Raw genomic sequence first — 17,000 nt, 5'->3', positions numbered from 1 at the left:
TCGTTTCAACAACAGGTTTAGAAAATGAGTAACGAATTTCTTTATGGTATCCATGCTGTAAAAGCAGTATTGGAACGCGAACCAGAACGTTTCATTGAAGCGTATGTTTTAAAAGGTCGTCAAGATGACCGTTTAATGCCAATTTTGAATGAGCTGCAAAGATGTGGTGTCTCTATTCAACAAATGGGGCGTAAAACTCTGGATGATAAAGCGCAAGGTGCGAACCACCAAGGCGTTATCGCTCGCGTGAAGCCAGCTAAACAACTTAATGAAAATGATCTCGATGACATTTTGGCGCAGCATGAATCACCATTGATATTAGTGCTAGATGGCGTCACTGACCCGCATAATCTAGGTGCATGTTTGCGTAATGCAGATGCGGCTGGTGTTGCGGCGATTATTGTACCAAAAGATAGATCGGCACAAATTACCGCGACAGTAAGCAAAGTAGCTTGTGGTGCAGCAGAAGTCGTGCCTTTGGTTCGCGTGACAAACCTTGCTCGAACTATGCGTGCATTGCAAGAGCAGGGCGTATGGTTTGTCGGTACGGCGGGTGAAGCGACTCATGATATCTATCAAGCAAAATTAACCGGCAAGCTCGCTATCGTGATGGGTGCGGAAGGTGATGGTATGCGTCGCCTAACGCGCGAAACGTGTGATGACCTGATCAAAATTCCAATGGCGGGTAGCGTTTCTAGCTTAAACGTATCAGTAGCATCGGGTATTTGCTTGTTTGAGGCAGTGCGCCAACGCATGCTATAACGCTACATATCTTGAAGAGATATAAAGTTATCGTCGATGATTCTTTGAGATAACGTTGTGCAAATTTAAACGCAGTTTGTCATCGCAAGCTGCGTTTTGTTTTCTAGCTAATGCTGTTTATTTGAACATCAATGGCTTAAAAGAAATTACGTTTATTTTTCACGCGATGCTTGCAGATAAAACTGTGATCTGTATAATGCGACGCACTGGTTTAAGCCAGTTGTGAACCAATGAGCGGCGAGGAGCTAACGAACCTTTGGATTTGTTAGGTAATGTAGACTCAGCTTATGTTCGCAGTTAATACAATTAGCTATCTTTTCTTCGGAAAAACTATCCCCAGAGGTGACTCTGGTATATAGGGATAGGTAATCGAAAATTAACTGACAATGCGTCCTAATCTTGGATGCTACGGTTTCACATAAATCAATCGGCATTCTCTCGTTTTCACGAGTTTGAGTGGCGATATTGTTTGTGTAATATTTACTAATTGGAGCTCTGTCTCATGCAGAACCAACGTATCCGTATCCGCCTAAAAGCTTTCGATTACAAACTAATCGATGCTTCTACAGCGGAAATCGTTGAAACAGCTAAGCGCACAGGCGCACAGGTTCGTGGTCCAATCCCACTACCTACTCGTAAAGAGCGTTTCACAGTTCTTATCTCTCCACACGTTAACAAAGATGCACGTGATCAGTACGAAATTCGTACTCACAAACGTCTAATCGACATCGTTGAGCCAACAGACAAAACTGTTGATGCTCTGATGCGTCTAGACCTAGCTGCAGGCGTTGACGTTCAAATTAGCCTAGGTTAAGGGAGATTAGAATAATGATTGGTCTAATCGGTCGTAAAGTGGGTATGACCCGCGTATTTACTGAAGAAGGCGTTTCTATCCCAGTAACAGTTGTTGAGGTTGAAGCGAACCGTGTAACTCAAGTTAAATCACTTGATACAGACGGCTACGCAGCAATCCAAGTTACTGCTGGAACTAAGAAAGCTAACCGCGTTACTAAACCAGAAGCTGGTCACTTTGCTAAAGCAGGTGTAGAAGCTGGTCGTGGTCTTTGGGAATTCCGTTTGGAAAACGGTGAAGAGTTTGCAGTTGGCGCTGAGCTAACAGTTGAACTATTCAACGAAACTAAAAAAGTAGACGTTACTGGTACATCTAAAGGTAAGGGCTTCCAAGGCGCTGTTAAGCGTTGGAACTTCCGTACTCAAGATATGACTCACGGTAACTCATTGTCTCACCGTGCACCGGGTTCAATTGGCCAATGTCAAACTCCAGGTCGCGTGTTTAAAGGCAAGAAAATGGCAGGTCACATGGGTGCTGAGCGTGTAACGACTCAAAACCTAGAGATCGTACGTGTTGACGCTGAGCGCAATCTGCTTCTTATTAAAGGTGCAGTCCCAGGCGCAGTTGGTGGCAACGTGATCGTTAAACCAGCTATTAAAGCATAACGTCTCAGGAGTAAGTAATGGAACTTATGGTTAAAGGTGCTGATGCACTGACTGTTTCTGAAACTACTTTCGGACGTGAGTTTAACGAAGCTCTTGTACACCAAGTAGTTGTTGCGTTTGCAGCAGGTGCTCGTCAAGGTACACGCGCTCAAAAAACACGTTCAGAAGTTTCTGGCGGTGGCGCTAAGCCATGGCGCCAAAAAGGTACTGGCCGTGCACGTGCTGGTACAATTCGTAGCCCAATCTGGCGTTCAGGTGGTGTTACTTTTGCTGCGAAAACTCAAGATCACAGCCAAAAAGTAAACAAGAAAATGTACCGCGGTGCTATGAAGAGCATTCTTTCTGAGCTAGTTCGTCAAGAGCGTCTAATCGTTGTTGATAACTTCTCTGTAGAAGCGCCGAAAACTAAAGAGCTAGTAGCTAAGCTTAAAGAGCTTGAGCTTAACGATGTACTAATCGTTACTGGCGAAGTAGATGAAAATCTATTCTTAGCGGCTCGTAACCTGTACAAAGTTGATGCACGTGATGTTGCTGGTATTGATCCAGTATCTCTAATTGCATTTGACAAAGTACTAATGACTGCAGACGCAGTTAAACAAGTTGAGGAGATGCTAGCATGATCACTGAAGAACGTATCCTAAAAGTTCTACGTGCTCCGCACATCTCTGAAAAAGCAACTATGGCTGCAGAGAAAGCGAACACTATCGTTTTCAAAGTAGCTAAAGATGCAACTAAGAAAGAGATCAAAGCAGCTGTAGAAAAGCTATTTGAAGTTGAAGTTAAGTCTGTAAATACTCTTATCACTAAGGGTAAGACCAAACGTCAAGGTCTACGCCAAGGTCGCCGCAGCGACGTTAAGAAAGCGTACGTTACTTTGAACGAAGGTCAAGATCTTGACTTTGTTGGCGGCGCGGAATAACAGGAGTAGTTGAGAAATGGCTATTGTTAAATGTAAGCCGACTTCCCCTGGTCGTCGTCACGTTGTTAAAGTTGTTAACGCTGACCTACACAAGGGTAAGCCTTACGCACCACTTCTAGAGAAAAACTCTAAGAATGGCGGTCGTAACAACAACGGTCGTATTACAGTACGTCACATCGGTGGTGGTCATAAGCACCATTACCGTCTAATTGACTTTAAACGTACTAAAGACGGTATCCCAGCGAAAGTTGAACGTCTAGAATACGATCCAAACCGTAGCGCTAACATCGCTCTAGTTCTGTACGCAGACGGTGAGCGTCGTTACATCCTAGCACCTAAAGGTCTAAAATCTGGTGATGCAATCCAGTCTGGTGTTGACGCACCAATCAAAACTGGTAACACGCTTCCAATGCGTAACATCCCAGTAGGTTCAACTGTACACAACGTTGAACTTAAACCTGGTAAAGGTGGTCAGCTAGCTCGTTCGGCTGGTGCATATGCTCAAATCGTTGCTCGCGACGGTTCATATGTAACTATCCGTCTACGTTCTGGCGAAATGCGCAAAGTATTGTCTGAAGGCCGTGCAACAATCGGTGAAGTAGGCAACTCTGAGCACATGCTACGTGAATTAGGCAAAGCTGGTGCTAAGCGCTGGCGTGGTGTTCGTCCAACCGTTCGCGGTGTGGTAATGAACCCGGTTGATCACCCACACGGTGGTGGTGAAGGTCGTACATCAGGCGGTCGTCACCCAGTATCACCATGGGGTATGCCAACTAAAGGCTTTAAGACTCGTAAGAACAAACGCACTGACAAGTACATTGTACGTCGTCGTAACAAATAATCTATAAAGAGGAATCGCCATGCCACGTTCTCTCAAGAAAGGTCCATTTATTGACCTACACTTGCTGAAGAAGGTAGAGAAAGCGGTGGAAAGCGGAGACAAAAAGCCACTTAAGACTTGGTCCCGTCGCTCAATGATCATCCCTACGATGATCGGTTTGACCATCGCTGTCCATAATGGTCGTCAGCACGTTCCAGTTTTCGTTACCGAAGAAATGATCGGTCACAAACTGGGTGAATTTGCACCAACTCGTACTTACCGTGGCCACGCTGCGGATAAGAAAGCTAAGAAGCGTTAAGGAGTAAATGATGGAAGCATTAGCTAAACATAACTTTGCTCGCATTTCTCCTCAGAAAGCTCGCTTAGTTGCAGATCAAATTCGTGGTAAGTCAGTTGATCAAGCTCTAGAAATCTTGACATTCAGCAACAAAAAAGCTGCTGAACTAATCAAGAAAGTTCTTGAATCAGCTATCGCGAACGCGGAGCACAACGAAGGTGCAGATATCGACGATCTAAATGTCGCTAAAATCTTCGTAGATGAAGGCCCAACCATGAAGCGTATTATGCCTCGTGCTAAAGGTCGTGCGGATCGTATCTTGAAGCGTTCAAGCCACATCACTGTTGTTGTAGCAGATCGCTAAGAGACTAGGAGAGTAAGCAATGGGTCAAAAAGTACATCCAAATGGTATTCGTCTAGGCATCGTTAAGCCTTGGAATGCTACATGGTTTGCTAACACCAAAGATTTCGCTGACAACCTAGACGGCGACTTCAAGGTACGTCAGTTCCTTACAAGCGAACTGAAAAAAGCATCACTATCACGCATCGTTATCGAACGTCCTGCGAAAAGCATCCGTGTGACTATTCACACTGCTCGTCCAGGCGTAGTAATCGGTAAAAAAGGCGAAGACGTAGAGAAACTACGTGCAGCTGTAGCGAAAATCGCAGGTGTACCAGCGCAAATTAACATCGCTGAAGTACGTAAGCCTGAGCTTGACGCTCAACTTGTTGGTGATAGCATCGCGTCTCAGCTAGAGCGTCGCGTTATGTTCCGTCGTGCTATGAAGCGCGCGGTACAAAATGCTATGCGTCTAGGCGCTAAAGGCATCAAAGTGGAAGTAAGCGGCCGTCTAGGCGGCGCTGAAATTGCACGTTCTGAGTGGTACCGTGAAGGCCGTGTGCCTCTACACACTCTACGTGCTGACATTGATTACGCAACTTCTTCGGCTCACACTCAATACGGTGTGATCGGCATTAAAGTTTGGATCTTCAAAGGTGAGATTCTAGGCGGTATGCCAGCAGCTAACGCTGTAGAGCCTAAAGGCGATAAGCCTAAGAAGCAGCGCAAAGGCCGTAAGTAAGGAGTCGACAGATGCTACAACCTAAACGTACTAAGTTCCGTAAGGTTCAGACAGGTCGTAACCGTGGTCTGGCTAAAGGTACTGATGTAAGCTTCGGCGAATTCGGTCTTAAAGCTGTTGGCCGTGGTCGTCTAACTGCTCGTCAAATTGAAGCGGCACGTCGTGCAATGACACGTCACGTTAAGCGTCAAGGTAAAATCTGGATCCGTGTGTTCCCAGACAAACCAATCACAGAAAAACCACTTGAAGTTCGTCAGGGTAAGGGTAAAGGTAACGTTGAGTACTGGGTAGCCCAAATCCAACCTGGTAAGGTAATGTACGAAATGGGTGGTGTACCTGAAGAATTGGCTCGTGAAGCGTTCCGCCTAGCGGCTCGTAAACTGCCATTCAAAACTACATTTGTAACTAAGCAGGTGATGTGATGAAAGCACTAGATCTACGCGAAAAAAACGTTGAAGAGCTTAACGCAGAGCTATTGAATTTGCTACGTGAACAGTTCAACTTGCGCATGCAAGCTGCAACTGGTCAACTACAGCAAACTCACACTCTGAAAGCTGTACGCCGTGATATCGCACGTGTGAAAACTGTTTTGACTGAGAAGGCAGGCGCATAATGAGCGAAGTAAAACGTACTCAACAAGGCCGTGTAATTAGCGACAAGATGGACAAGTCTATCGTAGTTGCAATCGAACGTTTCGTAAAACACCCAATTTACGGTAAGTTCGTTAAGCGCACGACTAAAGTACACGCACACGATGAAACCAACGAATGTGGCCTAGGCGACAAAGTTGAAATCGCTGAGTGTCGTCCACTGTCTAAGACTAAGTCTTGGATGTTGGTAAAAGTTCTAGAAAAAGCGAAAGGTTAATCCCAAGCTAATTCTATGAATTTAAACGGCTCCAAAATTATTTTGGAGCCGTTTATTTTTTGACTACCCAATCACAAAAAAGGGTGGTACAATTCGCGTCCCTTTTAAAGAGGCAGCCCGACCCGTGATGGGTCTAGTTTTAATATTTAGCGGAGCACTAACAATGATCCAAATGCAAAGTACACTTGACGCAGCAGATAACTCTGGCGCGCGCAAGGTAATGTGTATTAAGGTCCTGGGTGGCTCACACCGCCGTTATGCACATATCGGTGACGTCATCAAAGTTACTGTTAAGGAAGCAATTCCTCGCGGTAAAGTAAAGAAAGGTGATGTCCTGAAGGCGGTAGTAGTGCGCACCCGTAAAGGCGTTCGTCGCCCTGACGGTTCTGTCATTCGCTTCGACCGTAATGCTTGCGTATTGCTTAACGACAATACTGAGCAACCAATCGGTACACGTATCTTTGGTCCTGTGACGCGTGAACTTCGTGGCGATAAGTTCATGAAGATCGTTTCACTGGCTCCAGAAGTTCTGTAAGGAGCGCTAAGAGATGGCAGCTAAAATCCGTCGTAATGACGAAGTAATCGTTCTTGCTGGTAAAGATAAAGGCAAGAAAGGTAAAGTAACTAAGGTTCTGACAACTGGTAAAGTTATCGTAGAAGGTATCAATCTAGTTAAGAAGCATCAAAAACCTGTTCCAGCTCTAGGTATCCAAGGTGGTATTGTTGAGCAAGAAGCAGCTATTGACGCATCTAACATTGCGATCTTCAACGCAGCTACTGGTAAAGCGGACCGTATCGGTTTCCGTTTCGAAGAAGGTAATAAAGTACGCTTCTTCAAATCAAACGGTGAAACAATTAAGTAATTTGGAGTTCTACTATGGCGAAACTGCATGATTACTACAAGTCGTCTGTAGTCGCTGAACTGACCAAAGAGTTCAGCTACACAAGCGTCATGCAAGTCCCTAGAATCGAAAAGATCACCCTAAACATGGGTGTGGGCGAAGCAATCAACGACAAGAAACTGCTAGAAAACGCAGCTGCTGATATGGCAACGATCTCTGGTCAAAAGCCACTTATCACTAAAGCTCGTAAATCTGTTGCAGGTTTCAAAATCCGCGAAGGCTACCCAATCGGTTGTAAAGTAACCTTGCGTGGCGAACGTATGTGGGATTTTCTGGAGCGTTTGATTAACATCGCTCTTCCACGTGTACGTGACTTCCGTGGTGTTAGCGCTAAGTCTTTTGATGGACGCGGTAACTACAGCATGGGCGTTCGCGAGCAAATCATCTTCCCGGAAATCGACTTTGATAAAGTTGATCGTGTCCGCGGTCTTGATATTACTATCACGACGTCTGCTGGTTCCGATGAGGAAGGCCGTGCTCTGCTGGCTGCCTTTAACTTCCCATTCCGTAAGTAAGGTGAAGGGTTACTGTTATGGCTAAAAATTCAATGAAAGCACGTGAAGTAAAACGTGCGAAGCTTGTTGCTAAGTTCGCTGAAAAGCGCGCTGCGCTTAAAGCTATCATTAGCGATGTAAACGCATCAGAAGAAGATCGTTGGAACGCAGTTCTTAAACTGCAAGCTCTTCCACGTGATTCAAGTGCATCACGTCAGCGCAACCGTTGCAACCAAACTGGTCGTCCACACGGTTACCTACGTAAGTTCGGTCTAAGCCGTATTAAGGTTCGTGAAGCTTGCATGAAAGGCGAGATTCCGGGTCTTCGTAAGGCTAGCTGGTAATTGCCACTTAATCATTTGGAGTAAATCATATGAGCATGCAAGATCCGATTTCGGATATGCTGACCCGCGTTCGTAACGGTCAGGCAGCAAATAAAGTTGCTGTAAAAATGCCTTCTTCAAAGCTTAAAGTTGCAATCGCTGCACTACTGAAAGCTGAAGGTTACATCGTTGACTTCGCTGTTGATGGCGAAGCAAAACCTGAGCTAGAAGTTACTCTTAAGTACTTCCAAGCTAAACCAGTAATCGAGCAACTTAAGCGTGTTTCTCGTCCAGGTCTACGTGTTTACAAGAAGAAAGATCAACTTCCTTCTGTAATGGGTGGTCTAGGTGTTGCTATCGTTTCTACTTCCAAGGGTCTTATGTCAGACCGCGCTGCTCGTAAAGCAGGTCTTGGTGGTGAAATCATCTGTTACGTTGCGTAAGGAGTAGACTATGTCTCGTGTTGCTAAAGCACCTGTCGCTATTCCAGCTGGCGTAGAGGTGAAACTAAACGGCCAAGAAGTTACTGTAAAAGGTGCTAAAGGCGAACTGACTCGCGTTCTTAACAACGCAGTTGTTATCGCTCAGGAAGAAAACAACCTTACTTTCGGTCCACGTGAAGGTGTTGTTAACGCATGGGCACAAGCAGGTACTGCTCGTGCACTAGTAAACAACATGGTTATCGGTGTGACTGAAGGCTTTGTGAAGAAGCTAACTTTAAAAGGTGTTGGTTACCGTGCTGCTATCAAAGGCAACGCTGTAGGTCTAACACTGGGCTTCTCTCACCCTGTTGAGCACGAGCTGCCAGCAGGTATTACAGCAGAATGTCCAAGCCAAACTGAGATCATTATTACTGGTTGCGATAAGCAAGTAGTAGGTCAAGTTGCGGCTGATATTCGTTCTTACCGTCAGCCTGAGCCTTACAAAGGTAAAGGTGTTCGTTACGCAGATGAAAATGTGCGTACCAAAGAAGCTAAGAAGAAGTAAGGTAACACTATGGATAAGAAAGCATCTCGCATCCGTCGTGCTACACGCGCACGTCGTAAGATTGCAGAACTTGGTGCAACTCGCCTGGTAGTACACCGTACTCCTCGCCATGTTTACGCACAAGTTATCGCGGCAAACGGCTCTGAGGTTATCGCAGCTGCTTCTACTGTAGAAAAAGCGATCCGTGAGCAAGTGAAATACACTGGTAACATCGATGCAGCTAAAGCAGTTGGTAAAGCTGTTGCTGAGCGCGCTCTTGAAAAAGGCGTGACTTCAGTTGCATTCGATCGTTCTGGTTTCCAATACCACGGTCGAGTAGCGGCGCTAGCAGAATCTGCTCGCGAAGCTGGTCTGAAATTCTAAGGTAGGGTTGGAAGATGGCTAAAGAACAACAAGTTCAAGCGAATGATTTGCAAGAAAAATTAATCGCAGTTAACCGTGTTTCTAAAACGGTTAAAGGTGGTCGAATCATGAGCTTTACTGCACTAACTGTAGTTGGTGACGGTAACGGTCGCGTAGGTTTCGGTTACGGCAAAGCTCGTGAAGTACCTGCAGCGATTCAAAAAGCAATGGAAAAAGCGCGTCGTAACATGACTACTATCGCGCTTAACGAAGGTACTCTTCACCACCCAGTGAAAGGTCGCCATTCGGGCTCTAAAGTTTACATGCAGCCAGCTGCAGAAGGTACTGGTGTAATCGCCGGCGGCGCAATGCGTGCAGTACTAGAAGTTGCTGGTGTACATAACGTACTATCTAAAGCATACGGTTCTACGAACCCTATCAACATCGTTCGTGCTACGATCGATGCACTAGGTAGCGTGAAGTCACCAGAAATGGTTGCTGCTAAACGTGGTCTAACTGTTGAATCTATTTCGGAGTAAGCACACGATGGCAACTATTAAAGTAACTCAAACTAAAAGCTCAATTGGTCGTCTGCCAAAGCACAAAGCTACTTTGCGCGGTCTAGGCCTTCGTAAAATCAACCACACAGTAGAACTTGAAGATACTCCGTGCGTACGCGGTATGATCAACAAGGTTTACTACATGGTTAAAGTTGAGGAGTAATCAGAAATGCGTTTGAATACTCTATCACCGGCTGCTGGCTCTAAACATGCTCCTAAGCGTGTAGGTCGCGGTATCGGTTCTGGCCTAGGTAAAACTGGTGGCCGTGGTCACAAAGGCCAAAAATCACGCTCTGGCGGTTCTGTACGTCCAGGTTTTGAAGGCGGTCAGATGCCTCTAAAACAACGTCTACCTAAATTCGGTTTCACTTCTCGTAAGAGCCTAGTGTCTGCTGAAGTTCGTCTAGCTGAGCTAGCGAAAGTAGAAGGTGACGTAGTAGATCTAAACAGCCTGAAAGCTGCTAACGTAATCACTAAGAACATCGAGTTTGTTAAAGTTGTTCTTTCTGGTGAAATCAGCAAGTCAGTGACTGTTAAAGGTCTAGGCGTGACTAAAGGCGCTAAAGCTGCTATCGAAGCTGCAGGCGGTAAAGTAGAAGATTAATCTTCGAAGGAAAGGTACAGATGGCTAAAAAACCAGGACAAGATTTTAGTAGTGCGAAAAATGGATTGGCGGAGTTAAAATCGCGCCTATTGTTTGTATTAGGTGCTCTTTTGGTATTCCGTGCAGGATCTTTCGTACCGATCCCTGGTATTGACGCAGCTGTACTTGCCGATTTGTTCGAACAGCAAAAAGGCACCATCGTTGAAATGTTTAACATGTTCTCCGGTGGTGCACTTGAGCGTGCATCTATATTAGCATTGGGCATCATGCCGTATATTTCGGCGTCAATTGTTGTCCAATTGCTAACCGTAGTACACCCAGCGTTAGCTGAACTCAAAAAAGAGGGTGAAGCAGGCCGTCGTAAGATAAGCCAATATACACGCTACGGCACGCTTGTACTTGCAACATTCCAAGCTATTGGTATTGCAACTGGCCTACCAAACATGGTCGACAATCTGGTTGTTATCAACCAAACCATGTTTACGCTAATTGCTACCGTAAGTTTAGTAACCGGTACCATGTTCTTAATGTGGTTAGGTGAACAAATTACAGAGCGCGGAATTGGTAACGGTATTTCGGTACTGATATTTGCAGGTATTGTTGCTGGATTGCCATCGGCAATCGGTCAAACAATCGAGCAGGCGCGTCAAGGTGAACTGCATGTACTTCTTCTGCTGTTGATTGCTGTACTTGCTTTTGCAGTTATTTACTTTGTTGTTTTCATGGAGCGTGGTCAACGTCGTATCGTCGTTAACTATGCGAAGCGTCAACAAGGTCGTAAAGTTTTTGCTGCGCAAAGCACTCACTTGCCACTTAAAATTAATATGGCAGGTGTTATTCCAGCAATCTTCGCATCGAGCATTATCCTGTTCCCAGGAACATTGGCTCAGTGGTTTGGTCAAAATGGTGAGAGCAGCGCGTTCGGTTGGTTAACTGACGTGTCATTAGCTCTTAGCCCTGGTCAGCCTCTGTATGTAATGCTTTATGCAGCAGCTATTATCTTCTTCTGTTTCTTCTATACAGCGTTGGTGTTTAACCCTCGTGAAACAGCAGATAACTTGAAGAAGTCTGGTGCATTCGTACCCGGTATCCGCCCAGGCGAGCAGACAGCCAAATATATTGATAAAGTGATGACAAGACTAACCCTAGCGGGCGCGATGTACATTACCTTTATCTGTCTGATCCCAGAGTTTATGATGGTCGCGTGGAACGTTCGTTTCTACTTCGGCGGTACATCACTACTAATCGTAGTGGTTGTAATCATGGACTTTATGGCACAGGTACAGACTCATCTGATGTCTCAACAGTATGATTCTGTGTTGAAGAAAGCGAATCTGAAAGGCTATGGCCGTTAATTCGGCGGTAGTGTCAGATTTCATTTACGGAGTTTAGCAATGAAAGTTCGTGCTTCCGTTAAAAAAATCTGCCGTAACTGTAAAGTTATCAAGCGTAACGGTGTAGTTCGCGTGATTTGCAGTGAGCCAAAGCATAAACAGCGCCAAGGCTAATCAGCAGAAATTTTTACTTGAAATGTAAGGTAGTGTCGAGTATATTCCTCGGCCTACCTTTTGCGTGCAAAAGAAGTAGTACTCCGCAGCGTATCCGAGACGGGCTTTGCTGCGGCTAATTCTTTTATGAAACACTATGGAGTGAATAATGGCCCGTATAGCAGGCATTAACATTCCTGATCAAAAACATGCTGTGATTGCACTAACGTCAATCTACGGCATCGGTAAGACTCGCTCTCAAGCTATTCTAGCTGAAGTGGGTATTGCTGAAGATGTTAAGATCAGTGAACTATCTGAAGAGCAGATCGATCAACTGCGTGATGGTGTAGCTAAATACACTGTAGAAGGTGATCTACGTCGTGAAGTATCGATGAACATCAAGCGTCTTATGGACCTTGGCTGTTACCGCGGTCTTCGTCATCGTCGCAGTCTACCACTACGTGGACAGCGTACTAAAACCAACGCTCGCACCCGCAAGGGTCCGCGTAAGCCGATCAAGAAATAGTCGGGAAGGTAGAGTACAATGGCTAAACAACCAACTCGCGCGCGTAAGCGCGTTCGCAAACAAGTTGCGGATGGCGTTGCGCACATCCATGCTTCTTTCAACAACACAATCGTTACCATTACTGACCGTCAAGGTAATGCACTAGCTTGGGCTACTGCAGGTGGTTCAGGTTTCCGTGGTTCTCGTAAGTCAACTCCGTTCGCTGCACAGGTTGCTGCTGAACGTTGTGCTGAAATGGCTAAAGAATACGGTCTAAAGAACTTAGAAGTTATGGTTAAAGGTCCAGGTCCAGGTCGTGAATCTACTGTTCGCGCACTGAACGCTGCTGGTTTCCGCATCACAAACATTGTTGATGCTACACCAATTCCTCATAACGGTTGTCGTCCACCTAAGAAACGTCGCGTATAACGTTTCTAGGACTATTGGAGAAGAATCATGGCAAGATATTTGGGTCCTAAGCTGAAGCTTAGCCGTCGTGAAGGCACTGACTTATTTCTTAAGTCTGGTGTTCGCGCGATCGATACCAAGTGTAAAATTGATAACGCACCAGGTGTACACGGCGCTCGTCGCGGTCGTCTATCTGAATATGGCGTTCAGCTTCGTGAGAAGCAAAAAGTTCGTCGTATGTACGGCGTTCTAGAAAAACAATTCCGTAACTACTACAAAGAAGCTGCGCGTCTTAAAGGCAACACAGGTGAAAACCTGCTTCAGCTTCTTGAAGGTCGTCTTGATAACGTAGTTTACCGCATGGGCTTTGGTGCAACTCGCGCTGAATCTCGTCAGCTAGTAAGCCACAAAGCTATCCTAGTAAACGGTAAAGTTGTAAACGTTCCTTCTTTCAAAGTAGCGGCTAACGACGTTGTATCTATTCGTGAGAAAGCTAAACAGCAATCTCGCATTAAAGCAGCTCTAGAAGTTGCAGAACAACGCGAAAAACCAACTTGGATTGAAGTAGATGGCGGTAAGATGGAAGGTACATTCAAGCGTATGCCTGAGCGTTCTGATCTATCAGCTGACATCAACGAACAATTGATCGTCGAGCTTTACTCTAAGTAAGGTTAAACTAAAGAGAGGACACAATGCAGGGTTCTGTAACAGAATTTCTTAAGCCACGTCTTGTTGACATCGAACAAATCAGCACGACTCACGCAAAAGTAACTCTTGAGCCGTTAGAGCGTGGCTTCGGTCATACTCTTGGTAATGCACTTCGCCGTATTCTTCTATCTTCTATGCCGGGTTGTGCGGTAACAGAAGTAGAGATTGAAGGCGTTCTACACGAATACAGCACGAAAGAAGGCGTTCAAGAAGATATTCTTGAAATCCTACTTAACCTTAAGGGTCTTGCTGTACGCGTTGCCGAAGGCAAAGATGAAGTGTTTATTACGCTGAACAAATCAGGCTCGGGCCCTGTGGTTGCAGGTGACATCACCCATGATGGTGATGTAGAGATCGTTAACCCAGAACACGTAATTTGTCACCTAACGGATGACAATGCTGAGATCGCTATGCGTATCAAAGTAGAACGTGGTCGCGGTTATGTTCCTGCTTCTGCTCGTATCCATACTGAAGAAGATGAGCGCCCTATTGGTCGCCTACTGGTTGATGCAACTTACAGTCCAGTAGACAAGATTGCTTATTCTGTTGACGCGGCTCGTGTAGAGCAACGTACTGACTTAGACAAGCTTGTCATCGACATGGAAACGAACGGTACTCTTGATCCTGAGGAAGCAATTCGTCGCGCAGCTACTATCCTAGCTGAGCAACTTGATGCGTTCGTAGATCTACGTGATGTACGTGTACCTGAGGAGAAGGAAGAGAAGCCAGAATTCGATCCGATCCTACTGCGTCCTGTAGACGATCTTGAACTAACAGTTCGCTCTGCTAACTGTTTGAAAGCAGAAGCGATTCACTACATCGGTGATCTTGTACAGCGAACTGAGGTTGAGCTACTTAAAACGCCTAACCTTGGTAAAAAATCTCTTACTGAGATTAAAGACGTACTTGCATCACGTGGTCTGTCTCTGGGCATGCGCCTAGAAAACTGGCCACCAGCGTCTATCGCTGAAGATTAATCGATACTAGTTAGAAGGATTAGGTCATGCGCCATCGTAAGAGTGGTCGTCAACTCAACCGCAACAGCTCACATCGTAAAGCGATGTTTAGCAACATGGCTAGCTCTCTAGTACGTCATGAAGTTATCAAGACTACTTTGCCAAAAGCAAAAGAGCTACGTCGCGTAGTTGAGCCTTTGATTACACTAGCTAAGACAGACAGCGTTGCTAACCGTCGTCTAGCATTTGCACGTACTCGTGATAACGAAGTCGTTGCAAAACTATTCAACGAATTAGGTCCACGTTTTGCAGCTCGCCAAGGCGGCTACACACGTATCCTAAAAGCTGGCTTCCGTGCTGGTGATAAAGCTCCAATGGCTTACATTGAGCTTGTTGATCGCCCAGCTGCTGAAACTGCTGCTGAGTAATCAGGTTCGAAAGAACAAAAAAGGCCGAGCAATAGCTCGGCTTTTTTGTATCTGCAATTCCATGCCTGTTGTTAACAACCGCTTTTATTCGTTAGTTTTCCAAAGGTTACCAAGTGATCCTAATAAACCCTCACTGGCACCACTATCCCCTAGATAGCCAAGAATGACGGGCACAAATTGACTGATCATCGATGGGTCAATACCCGCTGCTTTGAACGCACTTTCGACGGCTTGCATGCTCTCTACGCCACCCAGAAGGTTTTGCGCACCAGGGATGCTTGAAGACCAAGGGATCAGAGATTCTAGCTCTGACAAGTCACCGGAAGAAAGTTGGTTTTGTGCGAGTGAAAATAGCGCACTGCTGCCTGATAGTGCTTGCTCTGGCGATACGGATAGTTGGTTGGTCAGTAAATCGGTCATCGGCAAAGAGTGGTCCGCAATACCTGCTTCCTCTGTAGCACTCTTCAATAGGCTATTTTGCGTATCTTTATCCACGACGGCATCTAAAAAATTGGCATTGGCATTTGCTGCAAACAATAAAATCGCCAAACTCGCTGCACTTCTTTTCATGGTTTATTCCTTTAGAGTTATTGGTCTCGTTATTTTAGGTAAAAAAAAGCGACGCAGTGCGCCGCTTTTAAATTTATCACTACAAAATCAATTATAGGATATCTAGTAGTTCCACTTCGAAGACTAGTGCTGCAAAAGGAGGAATCGCCGCGCCAGCGCCACGCTCACCGTATGCAAGGTCTTGAGGGATGTACAGTTTCCATTTAGAACCAACAGGCATTAGTTGAAGTGCTTCAACCCAACCTTTGATTACACCTGTTACTGGGAATTCAGCTGGTTGACCGCGAGATACTGAGCTATCGAATACAGTACCGTCAGTCAGTTCACCGTGGTAGTGAACACGAACTTGCTTGTCAGATGTTGGGATTTCGCCAGTACCTTCAGTGATGATCTCGTATTGTAGACCAGACTCAAGAACGGTTACTTCTGGACGAAGTGCGTTGTCTTTTAGGTAAACTTCGCCGTCAGCTGCCGCAGCTTTTGCTGCTTCTTGACGAGCTTCTTCAGCACGCATTTGCATTTCTTGAAGTGCGTTATTGATTTCGTCGATTTCGATTGCTGGCATGTCACCAGTCAATGCTGTTGCGATACCAGCAGCGATTGCAGCAACATTAAGACCTTCAAGACCAGCACCAGCAAGTTGCTGACCCATTTGTAGACCAATACCGTAGCTTGCTTTTTGCTCTACAGTTTCAAATTTTACTTCAGACATGGAGTCTCTCTTTATATGGGTGTAGTAAACGACAAAGGATACCAGCATTAGCTTTCGGATGAAACGTCGACTCTAACAGTTTGTTTACTTGCTTACAGAGTGGGAGTTAAGTCTTAGTTTTTATCCGAAAGTGTGAGATTTGACAGGAGCATTACTTTCAGTGGCGAAATTTCCTATACTCGACGCAACTAGGTTTTTATACTTACTAGCAGAGAAGTTTGGAGACGCGTTGCAATGAATCGCCGTAAGAAAAAGCCACAGCAAGTCGATTACATTCAATTGGCCAAGGAAAAGGTTTCCGCCATTGATTGGAGTCACATCAAGCACGAGGCGAAAAGCCGATGGCTTCAATTGCCTAAATTGCACCAGCGTGCATTATATATCTTAGTACCGGTCGTGTTGTTGTTGGTACTCATTCCGTTTCCTGACACGACAAAGGAAGCTGATAGCGTCGAGCCTATTGAGTCACAACGTGTCTCTGTAGCCGTTAATACTGAAAGCTTAAGTGAACAAGGTGAGCCAAAAACTCAACCGCTTCAATCCGAGCAATGGAAAGAGTACCAAGTAAAATCCGGAGATACGCTGGCGCGAGTATTTCGTGCTAACAATCTTGCGATGGCGGACTTAAAAGCTTTGGTCAATGTAGAAGGAAAAGACAAGCCGCTGAGCCAAATCAAAGTTGGTCAGCAGGTTCGCTTCAAAGTTAAAGAAGATGGTAATTTGGATATTCTACAGCTAAAAGATGCCTCTAAATCGGTGATGTTTTACCGTAATTCAAGCGGCAGTTTTACCAAAAGTAAGTAATTAC

The 17,000-nt window shown here is 45.4% G+C and carries 32 protein-coding genes; 30 read left to right on the top strand and 2 right to left on the bottom strand.

Annotated elements, in window-relative coordinates; all coding sequences use genetic code 11:
- Positions 1 to 24: 24 nt before the first annotated feature.
- The 29 genes from rlmB (at position 25) to rplQ (ending at position 14,910) form a co-directional block, all read left to right on the top strand.
- Positions 25 to 762, top strand: a complete 738-nt coding sequence (rlmB, locus tag H2O73_RS10185) for a 23S rRNA (guanosine(2251)-2'-O)-methyltransferase RlmB (RefSeq protein WP_182108738.1) — start codon at positions 25 to 27, stop codon at positions 760 to 762.
- Positions 763 to 1,264: 502 nt separating this feature from the next.
- Positions 1,265 to 1,576, top strand: a complete 312-nt coding sequence (gene rpsJ, locus H2O73_RS10180; protein ID WP_001181007.1) for a 30S ribosomal protein S10 — start codon at positions 1,265 to 1,267, stop codon at positions 1,574 to 1,576.
- Between the two features lie 14 nt (positions 1,577 to 1,590).
- A complete protein-coding gene (gene rplC / locus H2O73_RS10175; protein ID WP_182108737.1) occupies positions 1,591 to 2,220 on the top strand; it encodes a 50S ribosomal protein L3 in 630 nt (209 codons plus the stop codon).
- Between the two features lie 17 nt (positions 2,221 to 2,237).
- Positions 2,238 to 2,840 carry a 50S ribosomal protein L4 gene (rplD, locus tag H2O73_RS10170; protein ID WP_182108736.1) on the top strand — a complete coding sequence of 201 codons (603 nt, stop codon included), beginning with the start codon at positions 2,238 to 2,240 and terminating at the stop codon, positions 2,838 to 2,840.
- A complete protein-coding gene (gene rplW, locus H2O73_RS10165) occupies positions 2,837 to 3,139 on the top strand; it encodes a 50S ribosomal protein L23 (protein ID WP_005597130.1) in 303 nt (100 codons plus the stop codon). Before rplD ends, rplW begins: the two co-directional genes overlap by 4 nt.
- A 16-nt stretch (positions 3,140 to 3,155) precedes the next feature.
- The gene (gene rplB, locus H2O73_RS10160) at positions 3,156 to 3,980 is read left to right on the top strand and encodes a 50S ribosomal protein L2 (RefSeq protein WP_182108735.1); all 825 of its coding nucleotides are present in this window, start codon (positions 3,156 to 3,158) and stop codon (positions 3,978 to 3,980) included.
- A gap of 19 nt (positions 3,981 to 3,999) precedes the next feature.
- Positions 4,000 to 4,278: a 30S ribosomal protein S19 gene (rpsS, locus tag H2O73_RS10155; protein WP_011078827.1), complete on the top strand. Its 279-nt coding sequence runs from the start codon at positions 4,000 to 4,002 to the stop codon at positions 4,276 to 4,278.
- Between the two features lie 10 nt (positions 4,279 to 4,288).
- The gene (gene rplV, locus H2O73_RS10150) at positions 4,289 to 4,621 is read left to right on the top strand and encodes a 50S ribosomal protein L22 (protein ID WP_182108734.1); all 333 of its coding nucleotides are present in this window, start codon (positions 4,289 to 4,291) and stop codon (positions 4,619 to 4,621) included.
- Positions 4,622 to 4,640: 19 nt separating this feature from the next.
- Entirely contained in the window at positions 4,641 to 5,339 is a 699-nt protein-coding gene (gene rpsC / locus H2O73_RS10145; RefSeq protein WP_005471060.1) for a 30S ribosomal protein S3, read from the top strand.
- Between the two features lie 11 nt (positions 5,340 to 5,350).
- A complete protein-coding gene (gene rplP, locus H2O73_RS10140) occupies positions 5,351 to 5,761 on the top strand; it encodes a 50S ribosomal protein L16 (RefSeq protein ID WP_005379577.1) in 411 nt (136 codons plus the stop codon).
- Complete coding sequence (gene rpmC, locus H2O73_RS10135; RefSeq protein WP_182108733.1) at positions 5,761 to 5,952, top strand: 50S ribosomal protein L29; 192 nt, start codon at positions 5,761 to 5,763, stop codon at positions 5,950 to 5,952. The genes rplP and rpmC overlap by 1 nt, the downstream gene beginning before the upstream one ends.
- The gene (gene rpsQ / locus H2O73_RS10130) at positions 5,952 to 6,206 is read left to right on the top strand and encodes a 30S ribosomal protein S17 (protein ID WP_182108732.1); all 255 of its coding nucleotides are present in this window, start codon (positions 5,952 to 5,954) and stop codon (positions 6,204 to 6,206) included. The genes rpmC and rpsQ overlap by 1 nt, the downstream gene beginning before the upstream one ends.
- Positions 6,207 to 6,369: 163 nt before the next feature.
- Positions 6,370 to 6,741: a 50S ribosomal protein L14 gene (rplN, locus tag H2O73_RS10125; protein WP_004745883.1), complete on the top strand. Its 372-nt coding sequence runs from the start codon at positions 6,370 to 6,372 to the stop codon at positions 6,739 to 6,741.
- 13 nt (positions 6,742 to 6,754) lie between these two features.
- A complete protein-coding gene (gene rplX, locus H2O73_RS10120) occupies positions 6,755 to 7,069 on the top strand; it encodes a 50S ribosomal protein L24 (RefSeq protein WP_182108731.1) in 315 nt (104 codons plus the stop codon).
- A 14-nt stretch (positions 7,070 to 7,083) separates the two neighbouring features.
- Complete coding sequence (rplE, locus tag H2O73_RS10115; protein WP_075711288.1) at positions 7,084 to 7,623, top strand: 50S ribosomal protein L5; 540 nt, start codon at positions 7,084 to 7,086, stop codon at positions 7,621 to 7,623.
- A 17-nt stretch (positions 7,624 to 7,640) separates the two neighbouring features.
- Entirely contained in the window at positions 7,641 to 7,946 is a 306-nt protein-coding gene (gene rpsN / locus H2O73_RS10110; RefSeq protein ID WP_182108730.1) for a 30S ribosomal protein S14, read from the top strand.
- Between the two features lie 29 nt (positions 7,947 to 7,975).
- Complete coding sequence (gene rpsH, locus H2O73_RS10105; RefSeq protein WP_182108729.1) at positions 7,976 to 8,368, top strand: 30S ribosomal protein S8; 393 nt, start codon at positions 7,976 to 7,978, stop codon at positions 8,366 to 8,368.
- A gap of 10 nt (positions 8,369 to 8,378) precedes the next feature.
- Positions 8,379 to 8,912, top strand: a complete 534-nt coding sequence (gene rplF, locus H2O73_RS10100; RefSeq protein WP_182108728.1) for a 50S ribosomal protein L6 — start codon at positions 8,379 to 8,381, stop codon at positions 8,910 to 8,912.
- A 9-nt stretch (positions 8,913 to 8,921) separates the two neighbouring features.
- Entirely contained in the window at positions 8,922 to 9,275 is a 354-nt protein-coding gene (gene rplR / locus H2O73_RS10095) for a 50S ribosomal protein L18 (RefSeq protein ID WP_182108727.1), read from the top strand.
- A gap of 14 nt (positions 9,276 to 9,289) precedes the next feature.
- Positions 9,290 to 9,793, top strand: a complete 504-nt coding sequence (rpsE, locus tag H2O73_RS10090; RefSeq protein WP_005597103.1) for a 30S ribosomal protein S5 — start codon at positions 9,290 to 9,292, stop codon at positions 9,791 to 9,793.
- A gap of 7 nt (positions 9,794 to 9,800) precedes the next feature.
- Entirely contained in the window at positions 9,801 to 9,977 is a 177-nt protein-coding gene (rpmD, locus tag H2O73_RS10085) for a 50S ribosomal protein L30 (protein WP_000201159.1), read from the top strand.
- A 6-nt stretch (positions 9,978 to 9,983) separates the two neighbouring features.
- Positions 9,984 to 10,418 (top strand): 50S ribosomal protein L15, encoded by a 435-nt coding sequence (gene rplO / locus H2O73_RS10080; RefSeq protein WP_182108726.1) that lies wholly within the window; start codon positions 9,984 to 9,986, stop codon positions 10,416 to 10,418.
- A 20-nt stretch (positions 10,419 to 10,438) separates the two neighbouring features.
- Complete coding sequence (gene secY / locus H2O73_RS10075) at positions 10,439 to 11,773, top strand: preprotein translocase subunit SecY (RefSeq protein ID WP_182108725.1); 1,335 nt, start codon at positions 10,439 to 10,441, stop codon at positions 11,771 to 11,773.
- Positions 11,774 to 11,812: 39 nt separating this feature from the next.
- Complete coding sequence (rpmJ, locus tag H2O73_RS10070; RefSeq protein ID WP_000868186.1) at positions 11,813 to 11,926, top strand: 50S ribosomal protein L36; 114 nt, start codon at positions 11,813 to 11,815, stop codon at positions 11,924 to 11,926.
- A gap of 148 nt (positions 11,927 to 12,074) precedes the next feature.
- The gene (gene rpsM / locus H2O73_RS10065; RefSeq protein ID WP_004410414.1) at positions 12,075 to 12,431 is read left to right on the top strand and encodes a 30S ribosomal protein S13; all 357 of its coding nucleotides are present in this window, start codon (positions 12,075 to 12,077) and stop codon (positions 12,429 to 12,431) included.
- A gap of 18 nt (positions 12,432 to 12,449) precedes the next feature.
- The gene (gene rpsK / locus H2O73_RS10060) at positions 12,450 to 12,839 is read left to right on the top strand and encodes a 30S ribosomal protein S11 (protein WP_001118870.1); all 390 of its coding nucleotides are present in this window, start codon (positions 12,450 to 12,452) and stop codon (positions 12,837 to 12,839) included.
- A 27-nt stretch (positions 12,840 to 12,866) separates the two neighbouring features.
- The gene (gene rpsD, locus H2O73_RS10055; protein WP_021708922.1) at positions 12,867 to 13,487 is read left to right on the top strand and encodes a 30S ribosomal protein S4; all 621 of its coding nucleotides are present in this window, start codon (positions 12,867 to 12,869) and stop codon (positions 13,485 to 13,487) included.
- A 23-nt stretch (positions 13,488 to 13,510) separates the two neighbouring features.
- Complete coding sequence (locus tag H2O73_RS10050; RefSeq protein WP_075651020.1) at positions 13,511 to 14,503, top strand: DNA-directed RNA polymerase subunit alpha; 993 nt, start codon at positions 13,511 to 13,513, stop codon at positions 14,501 to 14,503.
- Between the two features lie 26 nt (positions 14,504 to 14,529).
- Complete coding sequence (gene rplQ / locus H2O73_RS10045) at positions 14,530 to 14,910, top strand: 50S ribosomal protein L17 (RefSeq protein ID WP_162047298.1); 381 nt, start codon at positions 14,530 to 14,532, stop codon at positions 14,908 to 14,910.
- Positions 14,911 to 14,994: 84 nt separating this feature from the next.
- On the opposite strand, the gene H2O73_RS10040 is transcribed toward rplQ, so the two are convergent.
- Complete coding sequence (locus tag H2O73_RS10040) at positions 14,995 to 15,480, bottom strand: DUF2780 domain-containing protein (RefSeq protein WP_182108724.1); 486 nt, start codon at positions 15,478 to 15,480, stop codon at positions 14,995 to 14,997.
- A gap of 91 nt (positions 15,481 to 15,571) precedes the next feature.
- Positions 15,572 to 16,192 (bottom strand): BamJ family beta-barrel-assembly machinery protein, encoded by a 621-nt coding sequence (gene bamJ / locus H2O73_RS10035; protein WP_182108723.1) that lies wholly within the window; start codon positions 16,190 to 16,192, stop codon positions 15,572 to 15,574.
- A 234-nt stretch (positions 16,193 to 16,426) separates the two neighbouring features.
- Here bamJ and H2O73_RS10030 point away from each other — a divergent pair, with 234 nt between their 5' ends.
- Positions 16,427 to 16,996, top strand: coding sequence for a LysM-like peptidoglycan-binding domain-containing protein (locus tag H2O73_RS10030; protein ID WP_182108722.1), 570 nt, complete (start codon positions 16,427 to 16,429; stop codon positions 16,994 to 16,996).
- The last annotated feature ends 4 nt before the right edge of the window (positions 16,997 to 17,000 follow it).

This window comes from Vibrio marinisediminis (assembly GCF_014050145.1).
GTDB classification, from domain to species: Bacteria; Pseudomonadota; Gammaproteobacteria; order Enterobacterales; family Vibrionaceae; genus Vibrio; species Vibrio marinisediminis.
The sequence above is the reverse complement of the archived record's forward strand: the minus strand, read 5'-3'. Positions and strand labels throughout refer to the sequence as shown.

Bases quoted from the DNA above. Each gene is read 5' to 3' on its own strand.
- bamJ (WP_182108723.1), bottom strand. From the start codon at position 16,192: ATGTCTGAAGTAAAATTTGAAACTGTAGAGCAAAAAGCAAGCTACGGT.
- rpsS (WP_011078827.1), top strand. From the start codon at position 4,000: ATGCCACGTTCTCTCAAGAAAGGTCCATTTATTGACCTACACTTGCTG.
- rplW (WP_005597130.1), top strand. From the start codon at position 2,837: ATGATCACTGAAGAACGTATCCTAAAAGTTCTACGTGCTCCGCACATC.
- rplB (WP_182108735.1), top strand. From the start codon at position 3,156: ATGGCTATTGTTAAATGTAAGCCGACTTCCCCTGGTCGTCGTCACGTT.
- rpmJ (WP_000868186.1), top strand. From the start codon at position 11,813: ATGAAAGTTCGTGCTTCCGTTAAAAAAATCTGCCGTAACTGTAAAGTT.
- rplO (WP_182108726.1), top strand. From the start codon at position 9,984: ATGCGTTTGAATACTCTATCACCGGCTGCTGGCTCTAAACATGCTCCT.
- rlmB (WP_182108738.1), top strand. From the start codon at position 25: ATGAGTAACGAATTTCTTTATGGTATCCATGCTGTAAAAGCAGTATTG.
- H2O73_RS10030 (WP_182108722.1), top strand. From the start codon at position 16,427: ATGAATCGCCGTAAGAAAAAGCCACAGCAAGTCGATTACATTCAATTG.
- H2O73_RS10040 (WP_182108724.1), bottom strand. From the start codon at position 15,480: ATGAAAAGAAGTGCAGCGAGTTTGGCGATTTTATTGTTTGCAGCAAAT.
- rpmD (WP_000201159.1), top strand. From the start codon at position 9,801: ATGGCAACTATTAAAGTAACTCAAACTAAAAGCTCAATTGGTCGTCTG.
- rplE (WP_075711288.1), top strand. From the start codon at position 7,084: ATGGCGAAACTGCATGATTACTACAAGTCGTCTGTAGTCGCTGAACTG.
- rpsC (WP_005471060.1), top strand. From the start codon at position 4,641: ATGGGTCAAAAAGTACATCCAAATGGTATTCGTCTAGGCATCGTTAAG.
- rpsQ (WP_182108732.1), top strand. From the start codon at position 5,952: ATGAGCGAAGTAAAACGTACTCAACAAGGCCGTGTAATTAGCGACAAG.
- secY (WP_182108725.1), top strand. From the start codon at position 10,439: ATGGCTAAAAAACCAGGACAAGATTTTAGTAGTGCGAAAAATGGATTG.
- rpsK (WP_001118870.1), top strand. From the start codon at position 12,450: ATGGCTAAACAACCAACTCGCGCGCGTAAGCGCGTTCGCAAACAAGTT.
- rplX (WP_182108731.1), top strand. From the start codon at position 6,755: ATGGCAGCTAAAATCCGTCGTAATGACGAAGTAATCGTTCTTGCTGGT.
- rplR (WP_182108727.1), top strand. From the start codon at position 8,922: ATGGATAAGAAAGCATCTCGCATCCGTCGTGCTACACGCGCACGTCGT.
- H2O73_RS10050 (WP_075651020.1), top strand. From the start codon at position 13,511: ATGCAGGGTTCTGTAACAGAATTTCTTAAGCCACGTCTTGTTGACATC.
- rplN (WP_004745883.1), top strand. From the start codon at position 6,370: ATGATCCAAATGCAAAGTACACTTGACGCAGCAGATAACTCTGGCGCG.
- rplQ (WP_162047298.1), top strand. From the start codon at position 14,530: ATGCGCCATCGTAAGAGTGGTCGTCAACTCAACCGCAACAGCTCACAT.
- rpsE (WP_005597103.1), top strand. From the start codon at position 9,290: ATGGCTAAAGAACAACAAGTTCAAGCGAATGATTTGCAAGAAAAATTA.
- rpsN (WP_182108730.1), top strand. From the start codon at position 7,641: ATGGCTAAAAATTCAATGAAAGCACGTGAAGTAAAACGTGCGAAGCTT.
- rpmC (WP_182108733.1), top strand. From the start codon at position 5,761: ATGAAAGCACTAGATCTACGCGAAAAAAACGTTGAAGAGCTTAACGCA.
- rplD (WP_182108736.1), top strand. From the start codon at position 2,238: ATGGAACTTATGGTTAAAGGTGCTGATGCACTGACTGTTTCTGAAACT.
- rpsH (WP_182108729.1), top strand. From the start codon at position 7,976: ATGAGCATGCAAGATCCGATTTCGGATATGCTGACCCGCGTTCGTAAC.
- rpsM (WP_004410414.1), top strand. From the start codon at position 12,075: ATGGCCCGTATAGCAGGCATTAACATTCCTGATCAAAAACATGCTGTG.
- rpsJ (WP_001181007.1), top strand. From the start codon at position 1,265: ATGCAGAACCAACGTATCCGTATCCGCCTAAAAGCTTTCGATTACAAA.
- rplP (WP_005379577.1), top strand. From the start codon at position 5,351: ATGCTACAACCTAAACGTACTAAGTTCCGTAAGGTTCAGACAGGTCGT.
- rplV (WP_182108734.1), top strand. From the start codon at position 4,289: ATGGAAGCATTAGCTAAACATAACTTTGCTCGCATTTCTCCTCAGAAA.
- rplF (WP_182108728.1), top strand. From the start codon at position 8,379: ATGTCTCGTGTTGCTAAAGCACCTGTCGCTATTCCAGCTGGCGTAGAG.
- rplC (WP_182108737.1), top strand. From the start codon at position 1,591: ATGATTGGTCTAATCGGTCGTAAAGTGGGTATGACCCGCGTATTTACT.
- rpsD (WP_021708922.1), top strand. From the start codon at position 12,867: ATGGCAAGATATTTGGGTCCTAAGCTGAAGCTTAGCCGTCGTGAAGGC.